General features: G+C 43.1%; 14 protein-coding genes and 2 pseudogenes. 10 read left to right on the forward strand and 6 right to left on the reverse strand.

The features are described 5' to 3' along the window. The 5 genes from KFE26_RS05790 to dinG are packed head-to-tail and all read right to left on the reverse strand — an operon-like array spanning position 1 to position 5,152. Entirely contained in the window at positions 1–909 is a 909-nt protein-coding gene (locus tag KFE26_RS05790) for a histone deacetylase (protein WP_212599891.1), read from the reverse strand. Positions 910–938: 29 nt separating this feature from the next. Next, a complete protein-coding gene (locus KFE26_RS05795) occupies positions 939–1,628 on the reverse strand; it encodes a DUF2057 domain-containing protein (protein WP_212599892.1) in 690 nt (229 codons plus the stop codon). 9 nt (positions 1,629–1,637) lie between these two features. Continuing rightward, positions 1,638–2,306, reverse strand: coding sequence for a primosomal replication protein (locus KFE26_RS05800; RefSeq protein ID WP_249195591.1), 669 nt, complete (start codon positions 2,304–2,306; stop codon positions 1,638–1,640). Continuing rightward, positions 2,297–3,070, reverse strand: coding sequence for a TSUP family transporter (locus KFE26_RS05805; protein ID WP_212599893.1), 774 nt, complete (start codon positions 3,068–3,070; stop codon positions 2,297–2,299). Before KFE26_RS05805 ends, KFE26_RS05800 begins: the two co-directional genes overlap by 10 nt. 9 nt (positions 3,071–3,079) lie before the next feature. Beyond that, positions 3,080–5,152 (reverse strand): ATP-dependent DNA helicase DinG, encoded by a 2,073-nt coding sequence (gene dinG, locus KFE26_RS05810; protein WP_131524311.1) that lies wholly within the window; start codon positions 5,150–5,152, stop codon positions 3,080–3,082. A 137-nt stretch (positions 5,153–5,289) separates the two neighbouring features. Between dinG and KFE26_RS05815 the strand changes: the two genes are divergently transcribed. The 3 genes from KFE26_RS05815 to KFE26_RS05825 all read left to right on the forward strand — a co-directional run bounded on the left by KFE26_RS05815 (position 5,290) and on the right by KFE26_RS05825 (position 12,395). Further along, on the forward strand, positions 5,290–7,737 hold the full coding sequence (locus KFE26_RS05815) for a DNA polymerase II (protein WP_212599894.1): 2,448 nt from the start codon (positions 5,290–5,292) through the stop codon (positions 7,735–7,737). Positions 7,738–7,959: 222 nt separating this feature from the next. Beyond that, positions 7,960–9,162, forward strand: a complete 1,203-nt coding sequence (locus KFE26_RS05820; protein ID WP_212599895.1) for a porin — start codon at positions 7,960–7,962, stop codon at positions 9,160–9,162. Between the two features lie 437 nt (positions 9,163–9,599). Then, the gene (locus KFE26_RS05825; protein ID WP_212599896.1) at positions 9,600–12,395 is read left to right on the forward strand and encodes a TonB-dependent receptor; all 2,796 of its coding nucleotides are present in this window, start codon (positions 9,600–9,602) and stop codon (positions 12,393–12,395) included. A 131-nt stretch (positions 12,396–12,526) separates the two neighbouring features. Here KFE26_RS05825 and KFE26_RS05830 read toward each other — a convergent pair. Then, positions 12,527–13,281: pseudogene (locus KFE26_RS05830) on the reverse strand (IS982 family transposase); the annotation flags it as partial. Positions 13,282–13,349: 68 nt separating this feature from the next. On the opposite strand from KFE26_RS05830, the pseudogene KFE26_RS05835 reads away from it, so the two are divergent. From KFE26_RS05835 to KFE26_RS05865, 7 genes and pseudogenes are all read left to right on the forward strand, one after another. After that, positions 13,350–14,537: pseudogene (locus tag KFE26_RS05835) on the forward strand (IS3 family transposase). A gap of 668 nt (positions 14,538–15,205) precedes the next feature. Next, positions 15,206–15,988, forward strand: coding sequence for a DUF3450 domain-containing protein (locus tag KFE26_RS05840; RefSeq protein WP_113938838.1), 783 nt, complete (start codon positions 15,206–15,208; stop codon positions 15,986–15,988). Then, positions 15,988–17,343: a MotA/TolQ/ExbB proton channel family protein gene (locus KFE26_RS05845; RefSeq protein ID WP_113938837.1), complete on the forward strand. Its 1,356-nt coding sequence runs from the start codon at positions 15,988–15,990 to the stop codon at positions 17,341–17,343. Before KFE26_RS05840 ends, KFE26_RS05845 begins: the two co-directional genes overlap by 1 nt. Continuing rightward, the gene (locus KFE26_RS05850) at positions 17,343–17,870 is read left to right on the forward strand and encodes a MotA/TolQ/ExbB proton channel family protein (protein ID WP_113938836.1); all 528 of its coding nucleotides are present in this window, start codon (positions 17,343–17,345) and stop codon (positions 17,868–17,870) included. The genes KFE26_RS05845 and KFE26_RS05850 overlap by 1 nt, the downstream gene beginning before the upstream one ends. Before the next feature lie 13 nt (positions 17,871–17,883). Next, positions 17,884–18,288, forward strand: coding sequence for a biopolymer transporter ExbD (locus KFE26_RS05855; RefSeq protein ID WP_037428129.1), 405 nt, complete (start codon positions 17,884–17,886; stop codon positions 18,286–18,288). A 1-nt stretch (position 18,289) separates the two neighbouring features. After that, positions 18,290–18,913 (forward strand): energy transducer TonB, encoded by a 624-nt coding sequence (locus KFE26_RS05860; RefSeq protein ID WP_131524316.1) that lies wholly within the window; start codon positions 18,290–18,292, stop codon positions 18,911–18,913. Then, complete coding sequence (locus tag KFE26_RS05865) at positions 18,913–20,160, forward strand: tetratricopeptide repeat protein (protein WP_212599897.1); 1,248 nt, start codon at positions 18,913–18,915, stop codon at positions 20,158–20,160. Before KFE26_RS05860 ends, KFE26_RS05865 begins: the two co-directional genes overlap by 1 nt. The last annotated feature ends 13 nt before the right edge of the window (positions 20,161–20,173 follow it).

Raw genomic sequence — 20,173 nt, forward strand, 5'->3', positions numbered from 1 at the left:
CTACCACAAATGATTTGCCGCAATAAAAAGTTGGCCGTGTCTTTGGCTTAATTGTAGTGCGTCTCTGCTATAGCCGCCGCCTATCACGGCTGCAATTGGAATATTTTCCGATTTTGCCATTGATAACACAGTTAAATCCCGTCTGAACAGTCCTTCTTGGCTGATATTGAGCAAGCCAAGATCGTCATTTTGATGAATATCGACCCCAGCATCATAAAGAATCAGATCTGGTTGATGGATTCGGATAAGGAGGGCGAGTGTCTGCTCCACGGTTTCGAGATACAGATTGTCATCGCTGCCTTTGGTTAGTTCAATATCATGGTGGGAATACTGCTTACGACTCGGGAAATTCTCTTTGCAGTGAATCGAGCAACTGATGATCCCTTGATGTTGGTGGCTAAGGGTTGCACTGCCGTCACCTTGATGCACATCGCAATCAAAAATCAGTACCTTGTGTACTTGCTGGCTCGCGATGGCATTTCTGGCCGCGAGGATAAGGTCGTTGAAAATACAATAGCCGCTGCCAAAATTGTAATGGGCGTGATGGTAGCCCCCCGTGAGATGCAGGGCAATACCCTGATTTATGGCTAATGAAGCTGTGAGTGTGGTGCCTGCTACTGAATGCAAGGTACGCTCAACTAAGGCTTCACTCCACGGGAAACCAATCCGTCTTAGCGCCGCTGTTGGCAAGGTACCCGCGATAAATTGCTCTACATATTCGCGTTGATGCACTTGTATTACATCTTCTGCAGTCATGGCCGTTGGTGCGTGGAACTGTGCGGTCGTGGCAATGTGGTTATCGAGTAAGTACTGCCGTAAATGTGCGTATTTAGTGGTGGGAAATCTGTGATGGGGAGGAAGCGCCAGCTTGGAATAGCTGGCGTGATAAACCAGTGGGATCAGAGTCAATATTGACTAAACCTCGTTATCGCAAGTTGTTATAGCTGTGAAATTGCCCAGCTCATAAATTCTTTACGGGTTTTTTCATCTGCTTGTAGCCACCAGTATTGCAACATTTGTTGTGGGTTGGCTCCTGCTGCTTTAGAGGTGTCTACTGGGGCGGTGAGTGATGTTGCGTTAACGGTCGCCGATGTTGTCACGGGGGCTGGTGCAACGGCTACTACTGCACCTGCGGCACCGGTTGCTGCTGCGGCAGTACCGGATACGTCAACGGCTTGATTACCACTGAAAAGGCGAGAGACGAAGCTTTCTTCTTCTAAATTGGTATTCACCACTTGGTAATTGACGCTGCCTTTGTCACTACGGGTTAATTTGATTTGTGGGTTTTGCGCGTAAACTTTAGGCTTTTTAACGACTTCACCTTCGGCCGCTTGCAGGTAATATTGATGGTCGCCATCAACATCTAAAGTAACGATGAAAGGTGCTGACTTAACAAAGGTTTGGCTGTCACTAAAATTATCCTCTACCATTTCATGGTAACGAATGGCGATTTTGTGAGTGCCGGGGGCCAATTCTAAGCTGCTTTTATGGTTGAATACGCTCGACTCGACTTTTTTACCATCAAGAGCAAGGTACTCAAATGACATAGGAATGTTGAGATCTGCGGCGAAGGCTGAGGCAGATCCGAGTAATACTAGCAGGCTGCTAATTGGCAAAAGTGATTTCATTGTTACTCCTTAACGGTTATTACTCTGATACGGGCGTTCGAATATTTGAATGCGATCTTCTATATAACTAATAGCTTGCCTGCATTTTCCTAGACGACGATGCATCAAAAGGATGTCATTTTGCAATTTTATTTTGTCAGCACTATGACAGTTTTCAAGTTTTGATTCCATTTCTTCAATTTTTTGTTCAAATTTTTTCGCCCAATTCAGATGTTTGTTCAATTCTTCGTAGATCTCATGACTATTTTGCATCACGTTATTGGCGATCCAATCGAAACCACTGGCTTGGTGAGACTGATTCTGGCGTTGTGCAAAACGGGCACGGCTACTGGCACGCTGCTGAGTTTTAGACTTAATGTCGATAGAAGTGGTCAGCAAGGCTCGTTTGACTGCGGTGAATCTATCTTGGATCCGCTCACAGCTCAGGGCAATGGTCTGGGGGGCGAGTTTAAGCTTAATTTGTTTTTCGAGCTGCATAATACTGCTACGAATTTGTTCAATACAGGGGCTGAGTTGGGCGCCGTGTTGGACAAACAGCGAGTGATTAAAACGCTCTGTTTCTTGCAGGAGTTTGCGCTGTGGCGGCGCGAGTCGATTATCGTGTTGCAGCACTTCTTGTTCTAAGGCTTTAAGCTGATTCTTCAGCATCACCATTAATTGTTGGGTGTTCACAACCATGCGCTCCATGCCAAATTCGCTGCAATCATTAGCACGATCAAAATAAACAGTGGGCGGATAAAGGGCATGCCAAATTTAATCGCACAGCGGGCACCGATAAATGAGCCTAACATCATGCACAATCCCATCCACAGACCTATTTGCCACTGTACCTGTCCAAGCCAGCCAAAGATAGTCAGTGCGGTCAAGTTGCTGGTAAAAGTCATCGCACGGGCAAGGCCACAACTGTGCAGTAAAGGCAGTTTATACAAAGAGCCAGATGTGACGGTCCAAAATGCGCCAATGCCTGGGCCTGCAAAACCATCATAAGTGCCTAAAGCCAGTCCCTGTAGCCATTGTTGCTTGGCTGGCGGCTTGCTGATTGGTACTTGGCAGTTAACGTCTGACATCGCATTGGGGCTGACTAAACTGTAAATAGCGATGCCAATGATCAGCAAGGGTAGGACTTTTTCGAGCCATTGAGTATCGACTAAATAGACTAAGAAACTGCCCAATACGGCGCCAATAAAGGTGGCGATAAAAGCCATGTACCAAAACGAGGGTTTAAAGAGGTGTTTGCGATAATAGGTCCAAGCTGCCATAAAAGAGCCAAAGCTTGCTGCTAACTTATTGGTGCCTAATACGGTATGCGGCGCAATGCCTAAGGTTAACAGTGCGGGGATCGACAATAGGCCACCGCCACCCACGACGGCATCAATGAATCCAGCGATAAGACCTATAACTGCCAACAGGGCCCAATGACTGGGCTCGAGTAACAACTCCAAATTTTAATCCTACTCTATAACACGTCTAAAGGGCGGTAAGGCATCCAGTAAGGACTTACCATAGCGTTTAGTGACTAACCGCCTATCTAAAATAGTCACTCGGCCATAATCTTGCTCTTTACGCAGTAATCTACCACAACTTTGAATAAGCTTACGTGAAGCATCTGGGATCGTCAGTTGTAAGAAGGGATTACCGCCTTTGACTTTGACATATTCTGCATGCGCTTGCTCAACGGGCGAGGTTGGTACGGCAAAGGGCAGTTTAGTGACGATCAAGTTAGTCAGATAATCACCGGGCAAGTCGAGACCTTCAGAAAAACTGCCGGTGCCAAACAAGATGCTTGGTTCGCCTTTATCGCATTTAGCTTTATGATTTTCTAACAATTGTTGCCGTGGCGCATTGCCTTGGATAAGTAGCTCAGTGGTGAGTTTACCTTCAAGTAATTCAACCACTTTTTCCATCTGCCAGTAGGAGGCGAATAGCACTAAGGTTGCCATTTCGCCTTCAATAAGGGTGATGATTTGTTCGGCAAGTTCAGCCGTATAGGCATCATCCGTCGGCTCAGTGCGCATTTTGGGTAAATAAAGTGTCGCATTATTGGGGTAATCGAAGGGCGATTGTAAGGCTAAATAACGACTGCCATCATTGAGTGACAACCCAACTTGATGCACGAAATGGTCAAAGTTATTGAGTGCGCGCAGCGTGGCGCTACATAAGACTACGCCTGCGGCCTTTTGCCACAGCATGGATTCCAGCATAAAACCGACTTCAATCGGCGAGGCGCTAAACAGATAATCCACTTGTTTACCTGTGATGAGTTCGACCCAGCGCGCCATAGGTGCGCCTTTGTGCTTATCTTCCTTGGCCATCATCCTCCACAGTTTCTGCAGGTTTTCGAGCCTTTGCAGCATAAATCCGGTTTCGGCCAATAGCGCTTCGGATTGATGTTTAGGAATATCGCCATCTTTAATCGCCTCGGCCAGCAGTGACAGCATTTTATTAAACTGTTTGAGGGCAAGATTAGAGGTCACAGCAAGGTTTTCGGCGAGAATGAGTAATGACTCTGGTAGTTTGCCGTGCTCAAAACGCAGACGGTTTTCAGGATTGGCAAAGTGTTTGGTCTGGGTATCGCAATAGTGGGCCACTTGATTGAGCTGGCTGATAAGATCGCCTAAATGATCTTGCATCGCTTGCGCGGGGGCAATGATATTGTTGCTTTTTATTTGGTTTTGTAACTTAGCGCAGGTTTTGCCAATTTTTTCGAGCCAGTCGCAGGCGCCCCTAAGCGTGGCCTGTGCACTGGAGAAGTCCCGCGCCACAATGGGTAAGTGATGTGCCTCGTCGATAACATAAAACACGTCTTCGGGATCGGGCAAAATCACGCCGCCACCTAATTCTAAATCGGCAAATAACAAGCTGTGGTTGGCGATGAGCACGTCCCAGGTATCAACATCTTCACGGGCCTTATGGAACGGGCAATTTCTGTGGCTGGCGACTTGGCGATGACAGCTGTGTTTGTCGCAGGCGATTTGTTGCCACAGGTGATCGGGCAGCGGCACGGCTAAGGTGTCGATTTCGCCGTTCCAGCGACCTTCGTTATAGTCTTTTAACAGGCCATGCATCATAGCCACTTGGCTATTGTCAGGCTTAGTTTGCCACATGGCCATTTGTGTACTGTTGTCGTCACCGATGAGCATCGCCAGTTTCGATAGACACACATAACGTTGTCGACCTTTGACTAGGCCAAAGCGGAAATTTAAGCCGGATTGCTCAAGGAAGAAGGGCAAGTCTTTATGCAGTAATTGTTCTTGCAGGGCGACGGTCGCGGTGGCGATACAGACTTTTTTCTTGCTCGCTAGTGCCAGTGGGATGGTACCGAGAATATAAGACAATGATTTACCGATCCCAGTCCCTGCTTCGACCACTATGATGCGTCTATCTTTGTCATAGTCGCCGGCGAGGGTCTTAGAGATTTCCGCCACCATATAGTTTTGTTCGCGGCGCGGCCTAAAATTAGGCAAGGCGGTAGCGATATCCTTATAGATGGCGCGGATCTGGGTTTTTACATTGTCAGGTAACATGCGTCACTACTTTATCGAATTAATGCTGTACATAATAACAGTGATTGCATAGCCTAAGAAACTTTTCTGCCATTTGGCGGCATTTAAATTGAGGAACCATCTAAATTGACTAGCTATGCGATTTGGGAACCCATGCGATGAAGTCAGAGGCTACCGCGGCCGTTAGTGTACAAGGTCGAGTCTTAACACGCCATGCGATTCATCGTCATGGGAGTTTAGTGTTGCAGTATTATCTGGCTACCGCCCAAGGCCCTGTGCTGGTGGAAGTGCAAGGCACTGAACACATTTGTTTTTGTCATCAAACTGATGTCACGGCTTTGCAGTTGCAAACGCCGGGTCAAGCATTGCGGTTTGTACCGTTAGCGCTCAAAAGCTTTAAAGGCGGCGCGGTTAGTGGTGTTTATGCTAAATCTAGCAATAGTTTACGTACCTTACAGCGCATCGCTAAAGATGCCGATATCCCTTTATTTGAAGCCGACATTCGCCCCGAACAGCGTTATTTAATCGAGCGGTTTGTGGCGCTGGATGTGGCATTTTTAGGGCATTTCTCTGCGACGAGTAACATACACGCGCCGACTAGCGACAGTCTTGAGGCTAACTCGCTGCCCGTGTTTATCGCCGAGCGGGCTAAGAGTATTGCCCCTTTAACGGCTGTACATTTCCGCTGTATTTCACTGGATTTTGAATGCAGCTTTGAAGGTTTACTCTATTCAGTTGCACTATATGGTCAATACAGTGGCCGAGACGAAGAGCAAGACAGTCTCAAGCAGACTTATGAAAAAGTGATTATGGTGGGTGAGGCTGAATCAAACTCTCTCGAATATATTGAATGGGTGGCCGATGAGGCTGCACTCATTCATCGATTAATCGCGTGGTTCCATGAGTTTGATCCTGACTTTGTCATAGGTTGGTCAGTGGTGAGTTTTGACCTCGCACTCTTGTCACGCCGGGCATTATTACACCGTATTCCGCTCACCATTGGCCGCGGAGGGGCAAAGCTTGAGTGGAAAGTCGATAATAAATTTCGGCCAGAAACCTTAGTTTTACCGGGCCGTGTGGTACTCGATGGTATCGATTGGCTTAAGGCGGCTTTCTATCATTTTGAGCGGTTTTCGTTGGAATTTGTTTCGCGGAAATTATTAGGTGAAGGCAAGGCCATTCATAACGTGGATAATCGCGTTGAAGAAATTGATCAGTTGTTTAAGGCCAATAAACAAGCCTTAGCCCATTACAATCTTACTGACAGCCGTCTGGTGTGGGATATTTTTAGTCATACTCAATTATGGGAGTTCGCCCTCGCGCGAGCTGAACTAACAGGTTTAGAGTTGGGGCGGGTTGGGGCTTCGGTGGCGGCATTTAATCATTTGTATTTACCGCATTTACATCGAGCCGGTTATGTCGCACCCGATGCTCCTGCGAGTGATGGGATCGAAAGCCCCGGTGGCTATGTGATGGATTCTGTACCGGGACTTTATAAGCATATTTTAGTGTTCGATTTTAAAAGTCTATATCCCTCCATTATTCGTACCTTTTTGATCGACCCTAAGGGATTAATTGAAGGTTTGCAATTGCCCGAGTCTGACTGTGTTGTGGGGTTTCTCGGTGGCCGTTTCAGTCGGCAACAGCCCATTTTACCTAAGCTTATCCAAACATTATCTGAGCAGCGCGAAAAGGCCAAACGTGAGCACAATGCGCCTTTATCCCAAGCGATAAAAATTATCATGAACTCGTTGTATGGGGTTTTAGGTTCTCAAGGTTGTGTTTTCCACGATGCAAAGTTAGCAAGTTCGATCACTATGCGCGGCCATCAAATCATGAAACAAACCCGCGCATGGATAGAAGAGATGGGCTATCAAGTGATTTACGGCGATACGGATTCGACCTTTGTCTGGCTTGGCAGCGAGCCAGATCTCTCAGACATTAACGCCTTAGGTAACACTCTGGCGCGGGAAATTAATGCTAAGTGGCAGGCTAAGATCGGTGAAGATCATCAAGTTGAGAGTTTTCTCGAGTTACAGTTTGAACGCCACTATGAGCAGTTTTTTATGCCGACCTTAAGAGGGTCGTTAGAAGGCAGTAAAAAACGTTATGTTGGCGCGTGGCGTAATGCGAGCGATGAACTTGAGCTTACTTTTAAAGGTATGGAGCAAGTGCGCAGTGATTGGAGCCCTTTAGCGCGCAAAGTTCAAGAGTCACTCTATGAACGGATGTTTAACCAAAGGGATATCAGTGTTTATTTGGCCAGTGTGTTTGAAAAGCTGCTTGATGGTGAGTTGGATGATGATTTGGTATTTCGCAAACGTATGCGACGCAATATTGAAGATTACACGGCTAAATCTTCTCCCCATGTTAAAGTCGCTCAACAATTATGCGACTTAACAGGAGATGCCTCTTTTGGCAAGCGTGGGGCGCAGATTGATTATCTGATTACTGTAAATGGACCGGAATCCTTACTGTACAGAACGTCACCAATTGATTACCAATACTACATTGATAAGCAAATTGGCCCTATTGCCGAGCCTGTTTTTTCGATAATGAAACTAAACTACATGGATATTGCGTCAAAGCAGTTACTGTTAATATAGTGTTTTTAATGTTCTTTATGTGTTGCGCAGGGTGGCGAATGTAGCGTTTTGACCTGTTTTGTAGAGGTTAACTGGTTTGTTTTTGTGATGTTAATCGACATATTCTTTAGGTTTAGCTTTGAGGGAATATTGAAAGTTTGCTACCCTTTAAGAGGAAATTGTAAGGAAATATAACAACGGAATGACGTTGACAGAACATAAACAAAAAAGGTTAAGCACCAAATGAACAAGACGTTAGTAGCAACTGCGCTTGCAGCAATTTTTTTAGTTCCATCAGTCTCAGCTATCGAGATCTATAAAGATAATAAAAATGCCGTAGAAATCGGTGGTTTTATTGATGCACGCGTGATCAACACTCAAGGGGAAACAGAGGTTGTTAACGGCGCATCTCGCATTAATTTTGGTTTTAATCGTGAGTTGACTGACGGTTGGAAAGCATTTGCTAAATTGGAATGGGGTGTGAACCCTGTAGGTAGTAGCGACATCGTCTATAACAATCGCTTCGAATCTGTTCAAGAAGAGTTCTTTTATAACCGTTTAGGTTACGCTGGTCTGTCCCATGACACTTATGGAACACTGACTATTGGTAAGCAGTGGGGCGCTTGGTACGATGTCGTTTACAACACTAACTACGGTTTTGTGTGGGACGGTAACACTGCAGGTGTTTACACTTATAATAAAGATGATGGCGCGGTAAACGGTGTTGGTCGTGGTGATAAAACAGTTCAATATCGCAATGCATTTGGCGATGTAAGCTTTGCAGTTCAAGCACAGTTGAAAAACAGCAGCTTCTATACCTGTGATACAACGGATGATATTTCACAAGCTCAGTGTCAAGCGAACTGGGAAAGCGGTGATAAAGCGGCTCAACAAGTAGAATACAATTATACTTATGGTGGCGCGCTGACCTATAAAGCCACTGATATGCTGACCTTAACTGCGGGTGTTAACCGCGGTGAGTTTGATGTGAGTTTTGGTAACGGCGAACAAACCACAGCGGTTGATCTTATCTACGGTGCGGGTATCACTTGGGGTAACTTCGATAGCAATGGCTTATACGCTGCTGCAAACGTTAACAGACAAGAAAATCATGACACAGACAATATTGGTCGTTTGATTAAAGACGCCTATGGTATTGAAAGTTTAGTTTCTTACAAGTTTGACAATGGATTACGCCCATTCATTTCTTACAACGTGCTTGATGCCGGTAAAGACTATGTCATTCAACCTAACTTTAATGCCGATCCTAACGATGAGTTCAAACGTCAGTTTGTCGTGGTTGGTTTGCACTTTGTATGGGACCCAAACACAGTGCTTTACGTAGAAGCACGTAAAGATTACAGCGATTTTTCTGGAGAACATGAAGCCAGAATGTCGCTTTCTGAATCTGACGGCGTTGCCATCGGTATCCGTTACACGCTCTAAGTTCGACCTTATCTATTACAACTGTTTAGAATTGTGCCAGTTGTAAGTATTGCTCCAAAGCCCAAAGTGTAAACTTTGGGCTTTTTCATTCAAAAAGGCTATTAAACTCAATAATATCGTCTTAAATGGTTTAAGTTTTAGCATTTTCTCTCCTTACAACAAACTCATGTCAATTATGATCTAAGTTGTGCTATCTCCATCCCCTAAAATCACTTGCTGTATAAATAATCATCATCCACGCATCCACATGTACCGTTTTTAGGGTAATAATGTTTTGTTTGTTTGTTATTTGTTGATTTAGTGTTTCACATGTGATTTTATTGCTCTTGAAATTGACGTGTTAGCAACTAAGGTTGCGATAGAGCAATTTACGCTATCTATGCATAAATGTAGATGCAGAATATAAGAAAAACATGATTTATCAAGGGAGATAGACAATGTATAAGAATAATTTTTTAGCAAGCTCAGTACGTTTGGCTCTTGTTGGTGGAGTTGCTGCGTTAGCATTTACATCAGTACCGGCTATTTCTGCAGAGGCGCAGGGAGAGAAGATCGAGCGTATTGAGGTTACTGGTTCAAGTATCAAGCGCACTGATATGGAAGGTTCACTGCCTATTACTGTAATATCAAGAGAGGATATTGATAGAACTGGCCTGACTAGCGCTGGTGATTTAGTTCAATCTTTACCATCAATGCAAGGATTTACAACTGACGCAGATTCTGTTGGTGGTGGTGGTGGTGGTGTCAAATCGGCTTCTTTACGTGGTTTAGGTGCTAGTTACACACTAGTATTGATGAATGGGCGCAGAATGGCGCCCCGCGGTTCGGGTTCAACAATTGATTTAAATAGTATTCCTTTAGCTGCAATTGAGCGTGTTGAGGTATTAACTGATGGTGCTTCTGCGTTGTATGGTTCAGATGCTATTGCAGGGGTTGTTAACTTTATTACCAAAAAAGATCTTCAAGGTTTTAACGTAGCAGCTCGTTACAATAAACCACAGGAATCAGGTGGTACTAGCAGTAATCTTTCATTCACTGGTGGCTTTGGTGATTATGAAAAAGATGGCTTTAACATTTTATTCTCTGTTGGGCATGATGAGCAAGAGCAACTAAAAGCAACCGATCGTGATTTTGCTAAGACTGGTATTATTAATTTTAATCGTAATAATCAGGAATATTATTACGTTAAGGGTTCTCCAAATGCTATTCCTGGTAACGCTAGAGCCTACTACATGGAGAATGGTGTAAGAAAGAACGTTGTTTTCAACCCATATTTGAAAACAAATGGCGATTGTGCTCCTGACAATTTCCAAGTTGGGGACTTATGTCAATTTGACTACACTACAACAGTTGAAATTTTGCCAGAAAGCTCTCGTGACTCTGTAATTCTAGGTGCTGATTTTGCCCTAACTGATGACATCAAGCTCTTTGCAAATATGATGTATTCAGATTTTTCTCAAACAACTCGTATTGCACCCAATGCAACAGGCTTCTTTACCATACCCACAGATTCGCCGTTAGTTGATAAATGGGTTACTCCAAATTTGACTCAAGCCCAACGTGATAATTTAGTACGGGTAGATGCACAGTGGCGAGCATTACCACTTGGGGGGCGTGCAACTGAATGGAATACAAAGTCTACGCATTTAGTGACGGGCATTGAGGGGCTCGCGGGTGAAATTGATTATTCAGCTGCTTTTACTTACTCTAAAAATGATACTGATGAAAATGTGGCTGGTGGATACCCTCTTTTTGATGAATTTATGACACTGATGGGAACGGGTAAAGTAGATATCTTTGCAACACCAGATCAAATAAGTCAAGAAGGTAAAGATCTGCTTAGTCAGACACAATTTAATGGCAATTGGAGTAATGATACAACAGAAGTAAAAGCGTTAGATGCTAAAGCTTCTATGCCTGTTTTTGAAACATCTGCAGGTACTGCATATTTAGGTACTGGTGCAGAGTTCCGTAATACCCATTATGTGTCTTCAATAGCAGAAGCAAATAAGCAAGATTTGTTATTGGGTTCTAATACTGGTACTGAATATGATTTAGCGCGTGATAGCTATGGTGCATTCGTAGAGTTAATTGTTCCTGTTATTACTGACTTAGAGCTTACAGGCTCACTACGTTATGATAATGTTGGCGCTATAACCAATGATTTTGCTTACGATGCTGCTGGAGTTGCTATTCCTGGTTCAAGTACAGTAAATGATTCTGAAAGTGCTGTTACTTATAAAATATCTTTACGATATCAGGCAACAGAAGATCTTTTATTAAGAGCTTCAACTGGAACCGGTTTCAAAGTACCTTCAATGTTGTCAATTGCTAACCCTAGAGTTGATTTTGGTGTAACAAGTGGTTCGTATGATTGTCCTTTCGCGGGAACTTCAGATCCTCTAGCAACACTATGCCCTACAAGTGCACAGCAGTATGAAGCATTTAGTGAAGGTAATGCTAAATTAAAGCCTGAGACTTCTAAACAGTATTCTGTTGGTTTTGTATATGCTCCTGATTCTGATTTCAGTTTCTCATTAGATTACTGGAATATTGAATTAAGTGATATGGTCACAAGTGTGACTGAATCTCAAATTATGTCAGATCCTACTCGTTATAGAGATTTGTTTACAACTAAGTTAAACAAAGGAACAGGTGAAGAGGAGATTGCAATTGTTTACTCAGATATTAACGTCGGTAAATCCAAAAATGCTGGTTATGACTGGAATTTAACATTAGGACATGACCTTTCATTCGGTCGTTTGAATAACACATTATCAGGAACTTACATTACTGATAGCGAATATACCCGTCCAGGAACAGATAGTGATTGGATTTCTAGCTTAGGTCGATTTGGCGATGATGACGCAGTCGTATTCCGTACAACAGCACAGTTAGTTAGTACTTTGAAAACTGGTGATTTTGATAACTCAGTTATAATTCGTTATCGTTCAGGTTATGCAGACCAAGAGAACTATGTTCGCGAAGGAAGTATTACGGGCGAAGATAAATTAATCCAGTTAGCGGTACCGTCTTATACAACGGTAAACTTTCAATCTCAATACACTATTATTGACGATTTAAAACTGTCATTTGGTATCAATAATTTGTTTGACGTGGCTCCGCCATTATCTTTACGTTCGAGTGGTGCAGGTCACCAAGTTGGCTATGATCCAAGATATACTGATTCATTAGGACGTACTTTCTATGTTTCAGTAGATTACAAGTTCTAGAAAGCTAAAAATTATAAGTTATTGAAAATAATGACAAATCCAAATTAACGGGTTTGTCATTTTTTTGATGGTATGTAATTATTACGCAATAATCAGTATTTTTTACCAAACATTAAAAACCTGAGTTCGGTTTAACAAATCATAACTGCAATAGCATTAAACTCCGCGTTAGTGATGTTCAGTTGTGGTTTATTGTCTTTCAATTGATTGGCGATAAGTCCACAATTATATTGAGCATAAATCCATGCTCGCTGCGGTGTCTGGATTGCTCTATTTGTGATATATTTTTTAACTAGCCGTTGATGGTTTCTATGATAAAACGTCTCGACAGCATCGCTCTATCCCACGATGACATCGCCTTCGCCTTCGCCTTCGCCTTCGCCTTCGCCTTCGCTTTCATATTCTTACGCACGTTCGTCATCAACTTCACGCCTTTCTCCTGCAATTCACTGGACAGCACTTTACTGATATCTCCTTTATCTGCATAGAGTTTATTCATATCACTTCGCACCATCTCGTTCACAGGTTGTGTATCATGTACATTCGCTGGGGTCACTTTGGCCGCCACTATTCCGCCTTGATGATTCACAATCAAATGCAGCTTAAAGCCATAGAACCACCCCATAGTGCCTTTACCTCTGCACGCCAGTCCCGCCAAGGTTTTATGGCGATGAATACGTAGGTTATGACACACTTTGATGCTAGTTGAATCAACAAATTCGATACCAGTGGGGTCACTCTTGAGGCTGACAAAGTAGCTGCAAAGCGGCACTAAAGCGTTGGGCATCACCTCAAGAAAGCGGGCATAGCTGAGTAAATTAGGAAAAGCGGATTTGTAGAAATGAGCCAGATAGCCGATGAAGAAGTTCTTGAAATCACGGTGGTGGTGTTCTGATCTAATCCCATCGGACACTTAATTTTGAGACAGTATGGTCAATAAATTAAGAGGTCTATATGAGTCTGAAGAAATCACATAAGAGTTATCCGCAGGTATTTAAAGATGAAGCCGTCTTGATGGTGTTAGAACAAGGTTATAGCGTTGCCGATGCGGCAAAGTCTCTTGGAGTTAGCGTGAGCCTGCTTTACAACTGGAAGGAAAAACACGAAGCCCTAAGAAGCCCTAAAACAATGCATCACCTTAGAAGAGTCTGAGCGTGATGAGCTAAAGCGATTGCGTAGAGAAAACAAAGAATTACGCATGGATAAAGAAATTCTAAAAATACCCAAGGGGCACGCCGAGGCCAGCGCCTTCTTTGCGAGAGAAATGAAGTAAGATTTCGTTTCATCAAACTGCAATCTCACCTTTTTCCCATAGTACTGTTATGTCGAGTAATGAGTGTAAGTAAATCAGGCTATTACGATTGGCATAAGCGCCCTGCAAACGTGATAAGCCTTGAAACACTGAAGCTTTATCGCCTTGTTCGACAGCTATTTAAGCAAAGTCGAGGCAGCTTAGGGAATCGTGAAATGGTGGAGAAATTGCACAAGGAAGGCTACCAGGTTGGTCGCTATCTCGTTAGTAAAATTATGCACCGCCTTCGACTCAAAGCAACCCAACGACGCGCTTACAAGGTGACTACGCAGCGAAAACACTCAGATGCAGTGGCTGATAACCTGTTAAACATGAACTTTAATCCAATATCGGCTAATCAGGTCTGGGCGGGTGACGTGACCTATTTAAAGACGGGTGAAGGCTGGATGTATTTGGCTGTGGAGATGGATTTATATTCACGCAGGATTGTTGGATGGCACATAGACAAACGCATGACCACGGATTTGATATCTAAGGCATTAATGAAAGCCTACAACCTGCGACAACCAGCGCGAGGGCTGGTATTCCACAGTGACCGAGGCTCGCAATATACCAGTAAGCAATTCGGTAGGCTGCTATCGAACTATGGTGTCCGAGCCAGCATGGGTGATGTGGGTGCGTGTTGGGATAATGCCGTTGTTGAGCGTTTCTTTGGTAGCTTGAAACACGATTGGATTTTTAAAGTTGCTCAACCAACAAGGGAGTTTATGAAGCAAGATGTGACGGCTTACATGAAATATTACAACTTGGAGCGGCTTCATTCTGCTAATGACGATCTGTCACCTGTAGAGTTTGAGAATTCTCAAGTAAAAGTGTCCAATCTGGGTTGACCAGTACAGGTTAGTCTTATCTATTTGTTAATGCATTTCGACAAATAATCAAATTGTGATTGGTTTTTGTTCGCTTTTATCCGCAGTTCGGATGAGTCAAATTAATGAAAACTTCCTCTAAATTATCCATTCTAAATTCTTCTACTATTAACATTTCTCGAAAAACTGGGTCTTCGATTTCTTTAATACTGTTTCACTCCTAATCCTTAAGTAAATTTTTATTACGAGGAGTAGGATATGAGTAAAGAACATCTACTTGAGTCGTCTTTATGTTAAAAAATGTTAATATTAACAAAGAGGATACACAAAGTTGGCTGTTATCTATCACTATGATTTTATAGGATTTAAATTAATTTATTATTTTTTGGAACAAAAAGTAATAACCCTAAAGATTCATTTTTGCCTAAAAAAACACCTTTCGTAAAAAATTTCATTATTAACGCTTCTTTACACTAGTTTTTAGTCGCCTGAAATGTTGACACAGGTCAACATTTTGTGAAATGATGCCAGCGGGTCTATGCCTGCAAGGGCGTAGGAAAGGGAAGAAAAAACTAAGAATCACAAGAGAAAGACGAACTTACAGGAATTTTTTCGGCAAGTATTTATGCCTTGTCGTTATGTTGCTGGTAAGTTAAACCTTTTTATTCACTTCAAATTGGTTGGGAACTATGTCCAAGGTAAGCAATAGAACAAAAATCGCTACTGCACTTGTTGGCGTGCTGGCATTAGCGAGCAGCAACTTAGTAGTTGCAGATCCTCTTACCGACGTGCAGAAAGCGGATAGTATGATCCATGCTGATGCTGCTGCGTCGCAAAAGAACGTTGATAAGTATTTCGATCAAGCACAAGACATGCTTTTTGAGTATGGTTCTGTCGCAGATGAGCGCGAATCACTGAAATCATATAACGATTACGTTGCAAGCTTAGTAGCTGATCAACAAAAGACAATGGATTCAGTGCAGGGTGACATCAATGGTGTAGATAAACTTCGCCAAGGTGTTGTGCCATTAATGTTTAAAATGGTTGAGTCATTAGAACAGTTTGTTCAATTAGATTTACCTTTTAATTCTGAAATACGCACTAATCGTGTTAATGAACTGAAAAAACTTCTTAATACTGCCGAAGTCACACTAGCAGAAAAATACCGTCTAATTCTTGATGCTTATAGTATTGAGCGTGAATACGGTAGTGCTGTTGCCGTTAACCAAGGTAAGTTAAACCTAGATGGCAAAGAAGTGTTGGTTGACTTCTTTAACTTAGGTCGTGTTGCTCTTTATGCACAGAGTTTAGATCAAAAGACTGGCTGGATGTACAACCCAGAATCTAAGGGTTGGGATAAGTTAGATGACAGCTATTTGCGTGAACTGACCAAAGGTATCCGCATTGCCCGTAAACAAGGCGCTCTAGATCTATTCGCGTTACCAATTCCTGCTGCGGAGACTGCACAATAATGAAGAAGTTAATTACTACAGCTGTGTTGGCTGCAAGTTTCTCTTTAACTGCTGGTATGGCGAGCGCTGCTGATGCGCCTAAGTCAATTGACCAATTATTGCAACAAGTTAAAGTTGAACGCGCTGCAGAAGGTAAAGTCAACAGCAAGCGTGAGCAAGAGTTCCAAGCAGAGCGTGGCGATAAGGCCGCTTTACTGCAAAAAGAAAAAAATGCGTTAGCTGCTGAAAAGCAACGTGGTAAAGATTTAAACCAAGCGTTCTTAGACAACGAGCGTAAAATTGCTCAGTTAGAAGAAGATCTAAAAACGGCTCAAGGTGACTTGGGTGAAATGTTTGGTGTCGTTAAAGGTGAAGCCGGTGATTTCGCTGGTAAACTGGCAAGCTCTAACATCAGTGCTCAATTCCCAAATCGCGATAAATTTATCGCTGATTTAGGTGCCCGTAAGCAATTGCCAAAAATTGAAGAGTTAGAACAATTTTGGCAAGAGCAGCTATTTGAAATGGCGCAATCTGGCAAAGTGGTTAAGTTTGAAGGTTCTGTTACCGAAATTGATGGTAACGTGAAAACGACGACTATTCATCGTATTGGTGCTTATAACTTAACGGCTGACGGTAAATACGTTGTATATAACCCTGAATTAGGTTTAATTCAGCAGTTATCTCAACAACCTGAAGGCTATCAAGTTAGCGCTGTTGCTAAATGGGAAGAAACGGCCTCTGGTACAGCACCTTTCTATATCGACCCTGCACGTGGCGTACTGTTAAACATCTTTACGAACAAAGCTAGCATGGAAGATCGTATCGAGTCAGGCGGTACCATTGGTTATATTATTCTGATATTACTTGCTATTGGTTTATTAATTGCGGTTGAGCGTTTCATTGTGCTGGCAGCTATCGGTGCAAAAGTTAAACGCCAAGCTAAGAATGTTGATAACCCAGGTAACAATGCCCTTGGTCGTATCCTGAAGGTTTACCATGAAAACAAAGATGTTGATGTTGAAACATTAGAGTTGAAGCTGGATGAAGCTATTCTGAAAGAAACGCCTGCATTAGAAGCTCGAATTTCAATTTTGAAAGTCATTGCAGCTATCGGCCCAATGTTAGGTCTACTAGGTACAGTAACTGGTATGATTGCGACCTTCCAAAGTATCCAACTGTTCGGTACTGGCGATCCTAAATTGATGGCGGGTGGTATCTCTATGGCTCTGGTTACTACAGTACAAGGTCTGGTTGCGGCTCTGCCACTGATGTTACTACATGCAATACTCGTTGCGCGTAGCAAATCAATCACCCAAATTTTGGAAGAGCAAAGTGCGGGCATTATTGCAGCACATGCTGAGAAGAGGGCTAACTAATGATGCTATACCTGATGGACATATGGGATTCCGTCAGGGGCTTCATGGCCGCTGGAGGAAACGTCCTTTGGTTGGTTGCGTTTGTATTGTTCTTCATGTGGGTATTGATGCTTGAGCGTTATTGGTATCTTAATTGGATATCACCAAAGCAACATAAAGCTATCATATCTGCGTGGGATGCTAGAGAGGAAACAACCTCTTGGTACGCACACCGTATCCGTGAAGCTTGGCTGTCCCAAGCGAAGCAAGATTTGAATGCACGTATGCTGATGATTAAAACCTTAGTAGCTATTTGTCCTATGATAGGTTTGTTAGGTACCGTAACCGGTATGATTTCAGTGTTTGATGTGATGGCAGTTCAGGGGACGAGTAATGCTCGTTTAATGGCGGCTGGTATTTCAATGGCGACTATGCCCACGATGGCGGGGATGGTTGCAGCATTATCGGGAGTATTCTTTAGTACTCGTCTGGATGTAAAAATGAAAATCAGTTTAGAAAAGCTAAAAGACAGCATGCCGCACCACTAGAGAGAGATTGAACATGGCACGTAAAAAGCATTCCAGCGTAGACGAGGAAGCGCAAATTGATATGACACCGATGCTCGACATCGTGTTTATCATGTTGATCTTCTTCATTGTAACAACGTCATTTGTGAAACCTTCTGGTTTGGATTATAACAAACCAAAAGCTTCGCAAGCGACTTCAAAGCCTTCGGCTAACATCTTTATCGGCGTCAGTAAAACAGGCGTGATCATGATGGAAAACCGTCAGGTTGATATCGAACGTGTAACGGCAAACGTTGAGCGCATGCTGGCTGAAGCTCCTGAAGCTGCTGTATTGATTCAGGCTGATAAAGACGCAATGCACGGCTTAGTTGTTAAAGTTCTAGACCAAGTCAAAGCGGCTGGTATAGATAAAATTTCGGTATCTGCGGGGAACGATTAATATGCTAAGAGCACTAGTATCGATCATTATTGGTGCTGCTGTGACTTTTGGTCTGTTCGCTTTTATGGCGTTCTTGGTCGGTGGCGGCGCACAGCGCGGCGAAACATCGGCCGAGACCCCTGTAATTGAAATCACTATGGATAGACAGGATTCAAAAGCACAGAATAAGCCAAGGGTAGTGCCTAAGCCGCCACCACCGCCAGAACAGCCACAGAAGCCTGAGGCAACGCCGCCAGAATCTTCGAGCAATATTGACACAGCAATGTCGTTCAATATGGGTGGTGTAGAAGCTGGTGGTCCAAGTACCGGTTTTAAATTAGGCAATATGATGACTCGCGATGGTGATGCTACACCTATCGTTCGTATCGAACCTCAGTATCCAATTGCTGCGGCGCGTGATGGTAAAGAAGGTTGGGTACAACTTCGTTTTACCATTAACGAACTCGGTGGTATCGACGACGTTGAAGTTATTCAAGCAGAACCAAAACGCTTATTTGATAAAGAAGCGATTCGTGCACTGAAGAAGTGGAAGTACAAGCCAAAGATTGTTGATGGCAAACCATTGAAACAACCTGGTATGACAGTACAACTAGACTTCACCTTAGATAAAGGAGGCAACCAATAATGCGTAATGTTAATAAAATCGCAGTTCTATTATTGCTTTCTGTTTGTGGAGGTTCATTAACTCTTTCATCTGCAGTCGCAGAAGAAAAGTGTGCTATCGACAAACGTCAATCTAAAGCCGTGGGCGAAGGTGCGGCGAAGAAAGTTCAGAAGTCATTTGAAGCTTATACCAATGGTCAGGTCGATGAAGCTATTGCTATTTTGCTAGAGGCAAATGCCAAGAACGACTTCGATAAAGCCTATGTTGCACGTATGTTGGGTAACTTTTATGCCGAGAAAGGCAAAATGGATACCGCGATCAAGTACCTAAAACAAGCTGTTGAAGCTGATATTTTAGGTGGTACAGATCATGCTGCAACTATGCGTCTTTATGCTGATTTGCTATTACAAGAGAAAAAGTTTAAGGAAGCGATTCCTTATTATTACAAGTGGATGGAATTTACTTGTAAATCCGATTCTCAAATGTATCGCCGTATTGGTATTGCGCATTCAGAACTTAAGCAGTGGGATAAAGTGATTGAAGTGGCCGACAAAGGTCTTTCATTAGCTGAAGCTCCTGACAAAGGTCTGTATCAAATGAAACTGACAGCTTACTTCAATCAGAAGAAGTACAAGAAAGCTGTTGGCGTGTTAGAAGTCATGGTGCCTTTATTCCCGGATGATGGCAGATTGTGGGTTCAATTAGCACAGTTTTATTTGATGGTTGAAGACTACGACAAGTCTCTTGCAACTTACGATTTGGCTTATAGAAATGGTTTCTTAGATAGCGCGGGCAACATTACGCGTTTAGCGCAGTTAATGGCACAAAAAGGTGCTCCTTATCAAGCTGCTAAAATTTATCAGAAACATATGAAATCAGGCATGATCGCTGAGGACGCTAAGTCTTTAGAGATTTTGGCGGGTTTCTATCAAAATGCGAAAGAGTTTAAGCAAGCTGCTGAGTATTACGGTAAAGCTGCAGCCATCACCAATGATGGCAAGACTTACTTGAAACAAGGTCGCTTATTAAACTTGAATGAACAATATACAGCAGCGATCCCTGTGCTTGAAAAAGCCATATCAATGGGTATTGATCATCCTGGTGAAGCAAACTTCGAATTAGCTTTGGCTCATTTAAGTTTGAAACAGTATAAGTCGGCTTATAACCGTGCAGTGTTAGCTGCTAATGATAAGAAGACACAGAAGAGTGCAAATAGCTATATCTCTTATATTAAAGAGAAAGCACGTATGCATAATATCACGCTGTAATTACTTCGCAGTT

Source organism: Shewanella sp. M16 (genome assembly GCF_018224605.1).
Lineage (GTDB): Bacteria > Pseudomonadota > Gammaproteobacteria > Enterobacterales > Shewanellaceae > Shewanella > Shewanella oncorhynchi.

What these genes read in the sequence shown, in the direction of transcription:
- KFE26_RS05795 (WP_212599892.1), bottom strand. Translation starts at nt 1,628, where the DNA reads ATGAAATCACTTTTGCCAATTAGCAGCCTGCTAGTATTACTCGGATCT.
- KFE26_RS05800 (WP_249195591.1), bottom strand. Translation starts at nt 2,306, where the DNA reads ATGGTTGTGAACACCCAACAATTAATGGTGATGCTGAAGAATCAGCTT.
- dinG (WP_131524311.1), bottom strand. Translation starts at nt 5,152, where the DNA reads ATGTTACCTGACAATGTAAAAACCCAGATCCGCGCCATCTATAAGGAT.
- KFE26_RS05815 (WP_212599894.1), top strand. Translation starts at nt 5,290, where the DNA reads ATGAAGTCAGAGGCTACCGCGGCCGTTAGTGTACAAGGTCGAGTCTTA.
- KFE26_RS05820 (WP_212599895.1), top strand. Translation starts at nt 7,960, where the DNA reads ATGAACAAGACGTTAGTAGCAACTGCGCTTGCAGCAATTTTTTTAGTT.
- KFE26_RS05825 (WP_212599896.1), top strand. Translation starts at nt 9,600, where the DNA reads ATGTATAAGAATAATTTTTTAGCAAGCTCAGTACGTTTGGCTCTTGTT.
- KFE26_RS05840 (WP_113938838.1), top strand. Translation starts at nt 15,206, where the DNA reads ATGTCCAAGGTAAGCAATAGAACAAAAATCGCTACTGCACTTGTTGGC.
- KFE26_RS05845 (WP_113938837.1), top strand. Translation starts at nt 15,988, where the DNA reads ATGAAGAAGTTAATTACTACAGCTGTGTTGGCTGCAAGTTTCTCTTTA.
- KFE26_RS05850 (WP_113938836.1), top strand. Translation starts at nt 17,343, where the DNA reads ATGATGCTATACCTGATGGACATATGGGATTCCGTCAGGGGCTTCATG.
- KFE26_RS05855 (WP_037428129.1), top strand. Translation starts at nt 17,884, where the DNA reads ATGGCACGTAAAAAGCATTCCAGCGTAGACGAGGAAGCGCAAATTGAT.
- KFE26_RS05860 (WP_131524316.1), top strand. Translation starts at nt 18,290, where the DNA reads ATGCTAAGAGCACTAGTATCGATCATTATTGGTGCTGCTGTGACTTTT.
- KFE26_RS05865 (WP_212599897.1), top strand. Translation starts at nt 18,913, where the DNA reads ATGCGTAATGTTAATAAAATCGCAGTTCTATTATTGCTTTCTGTTTGT.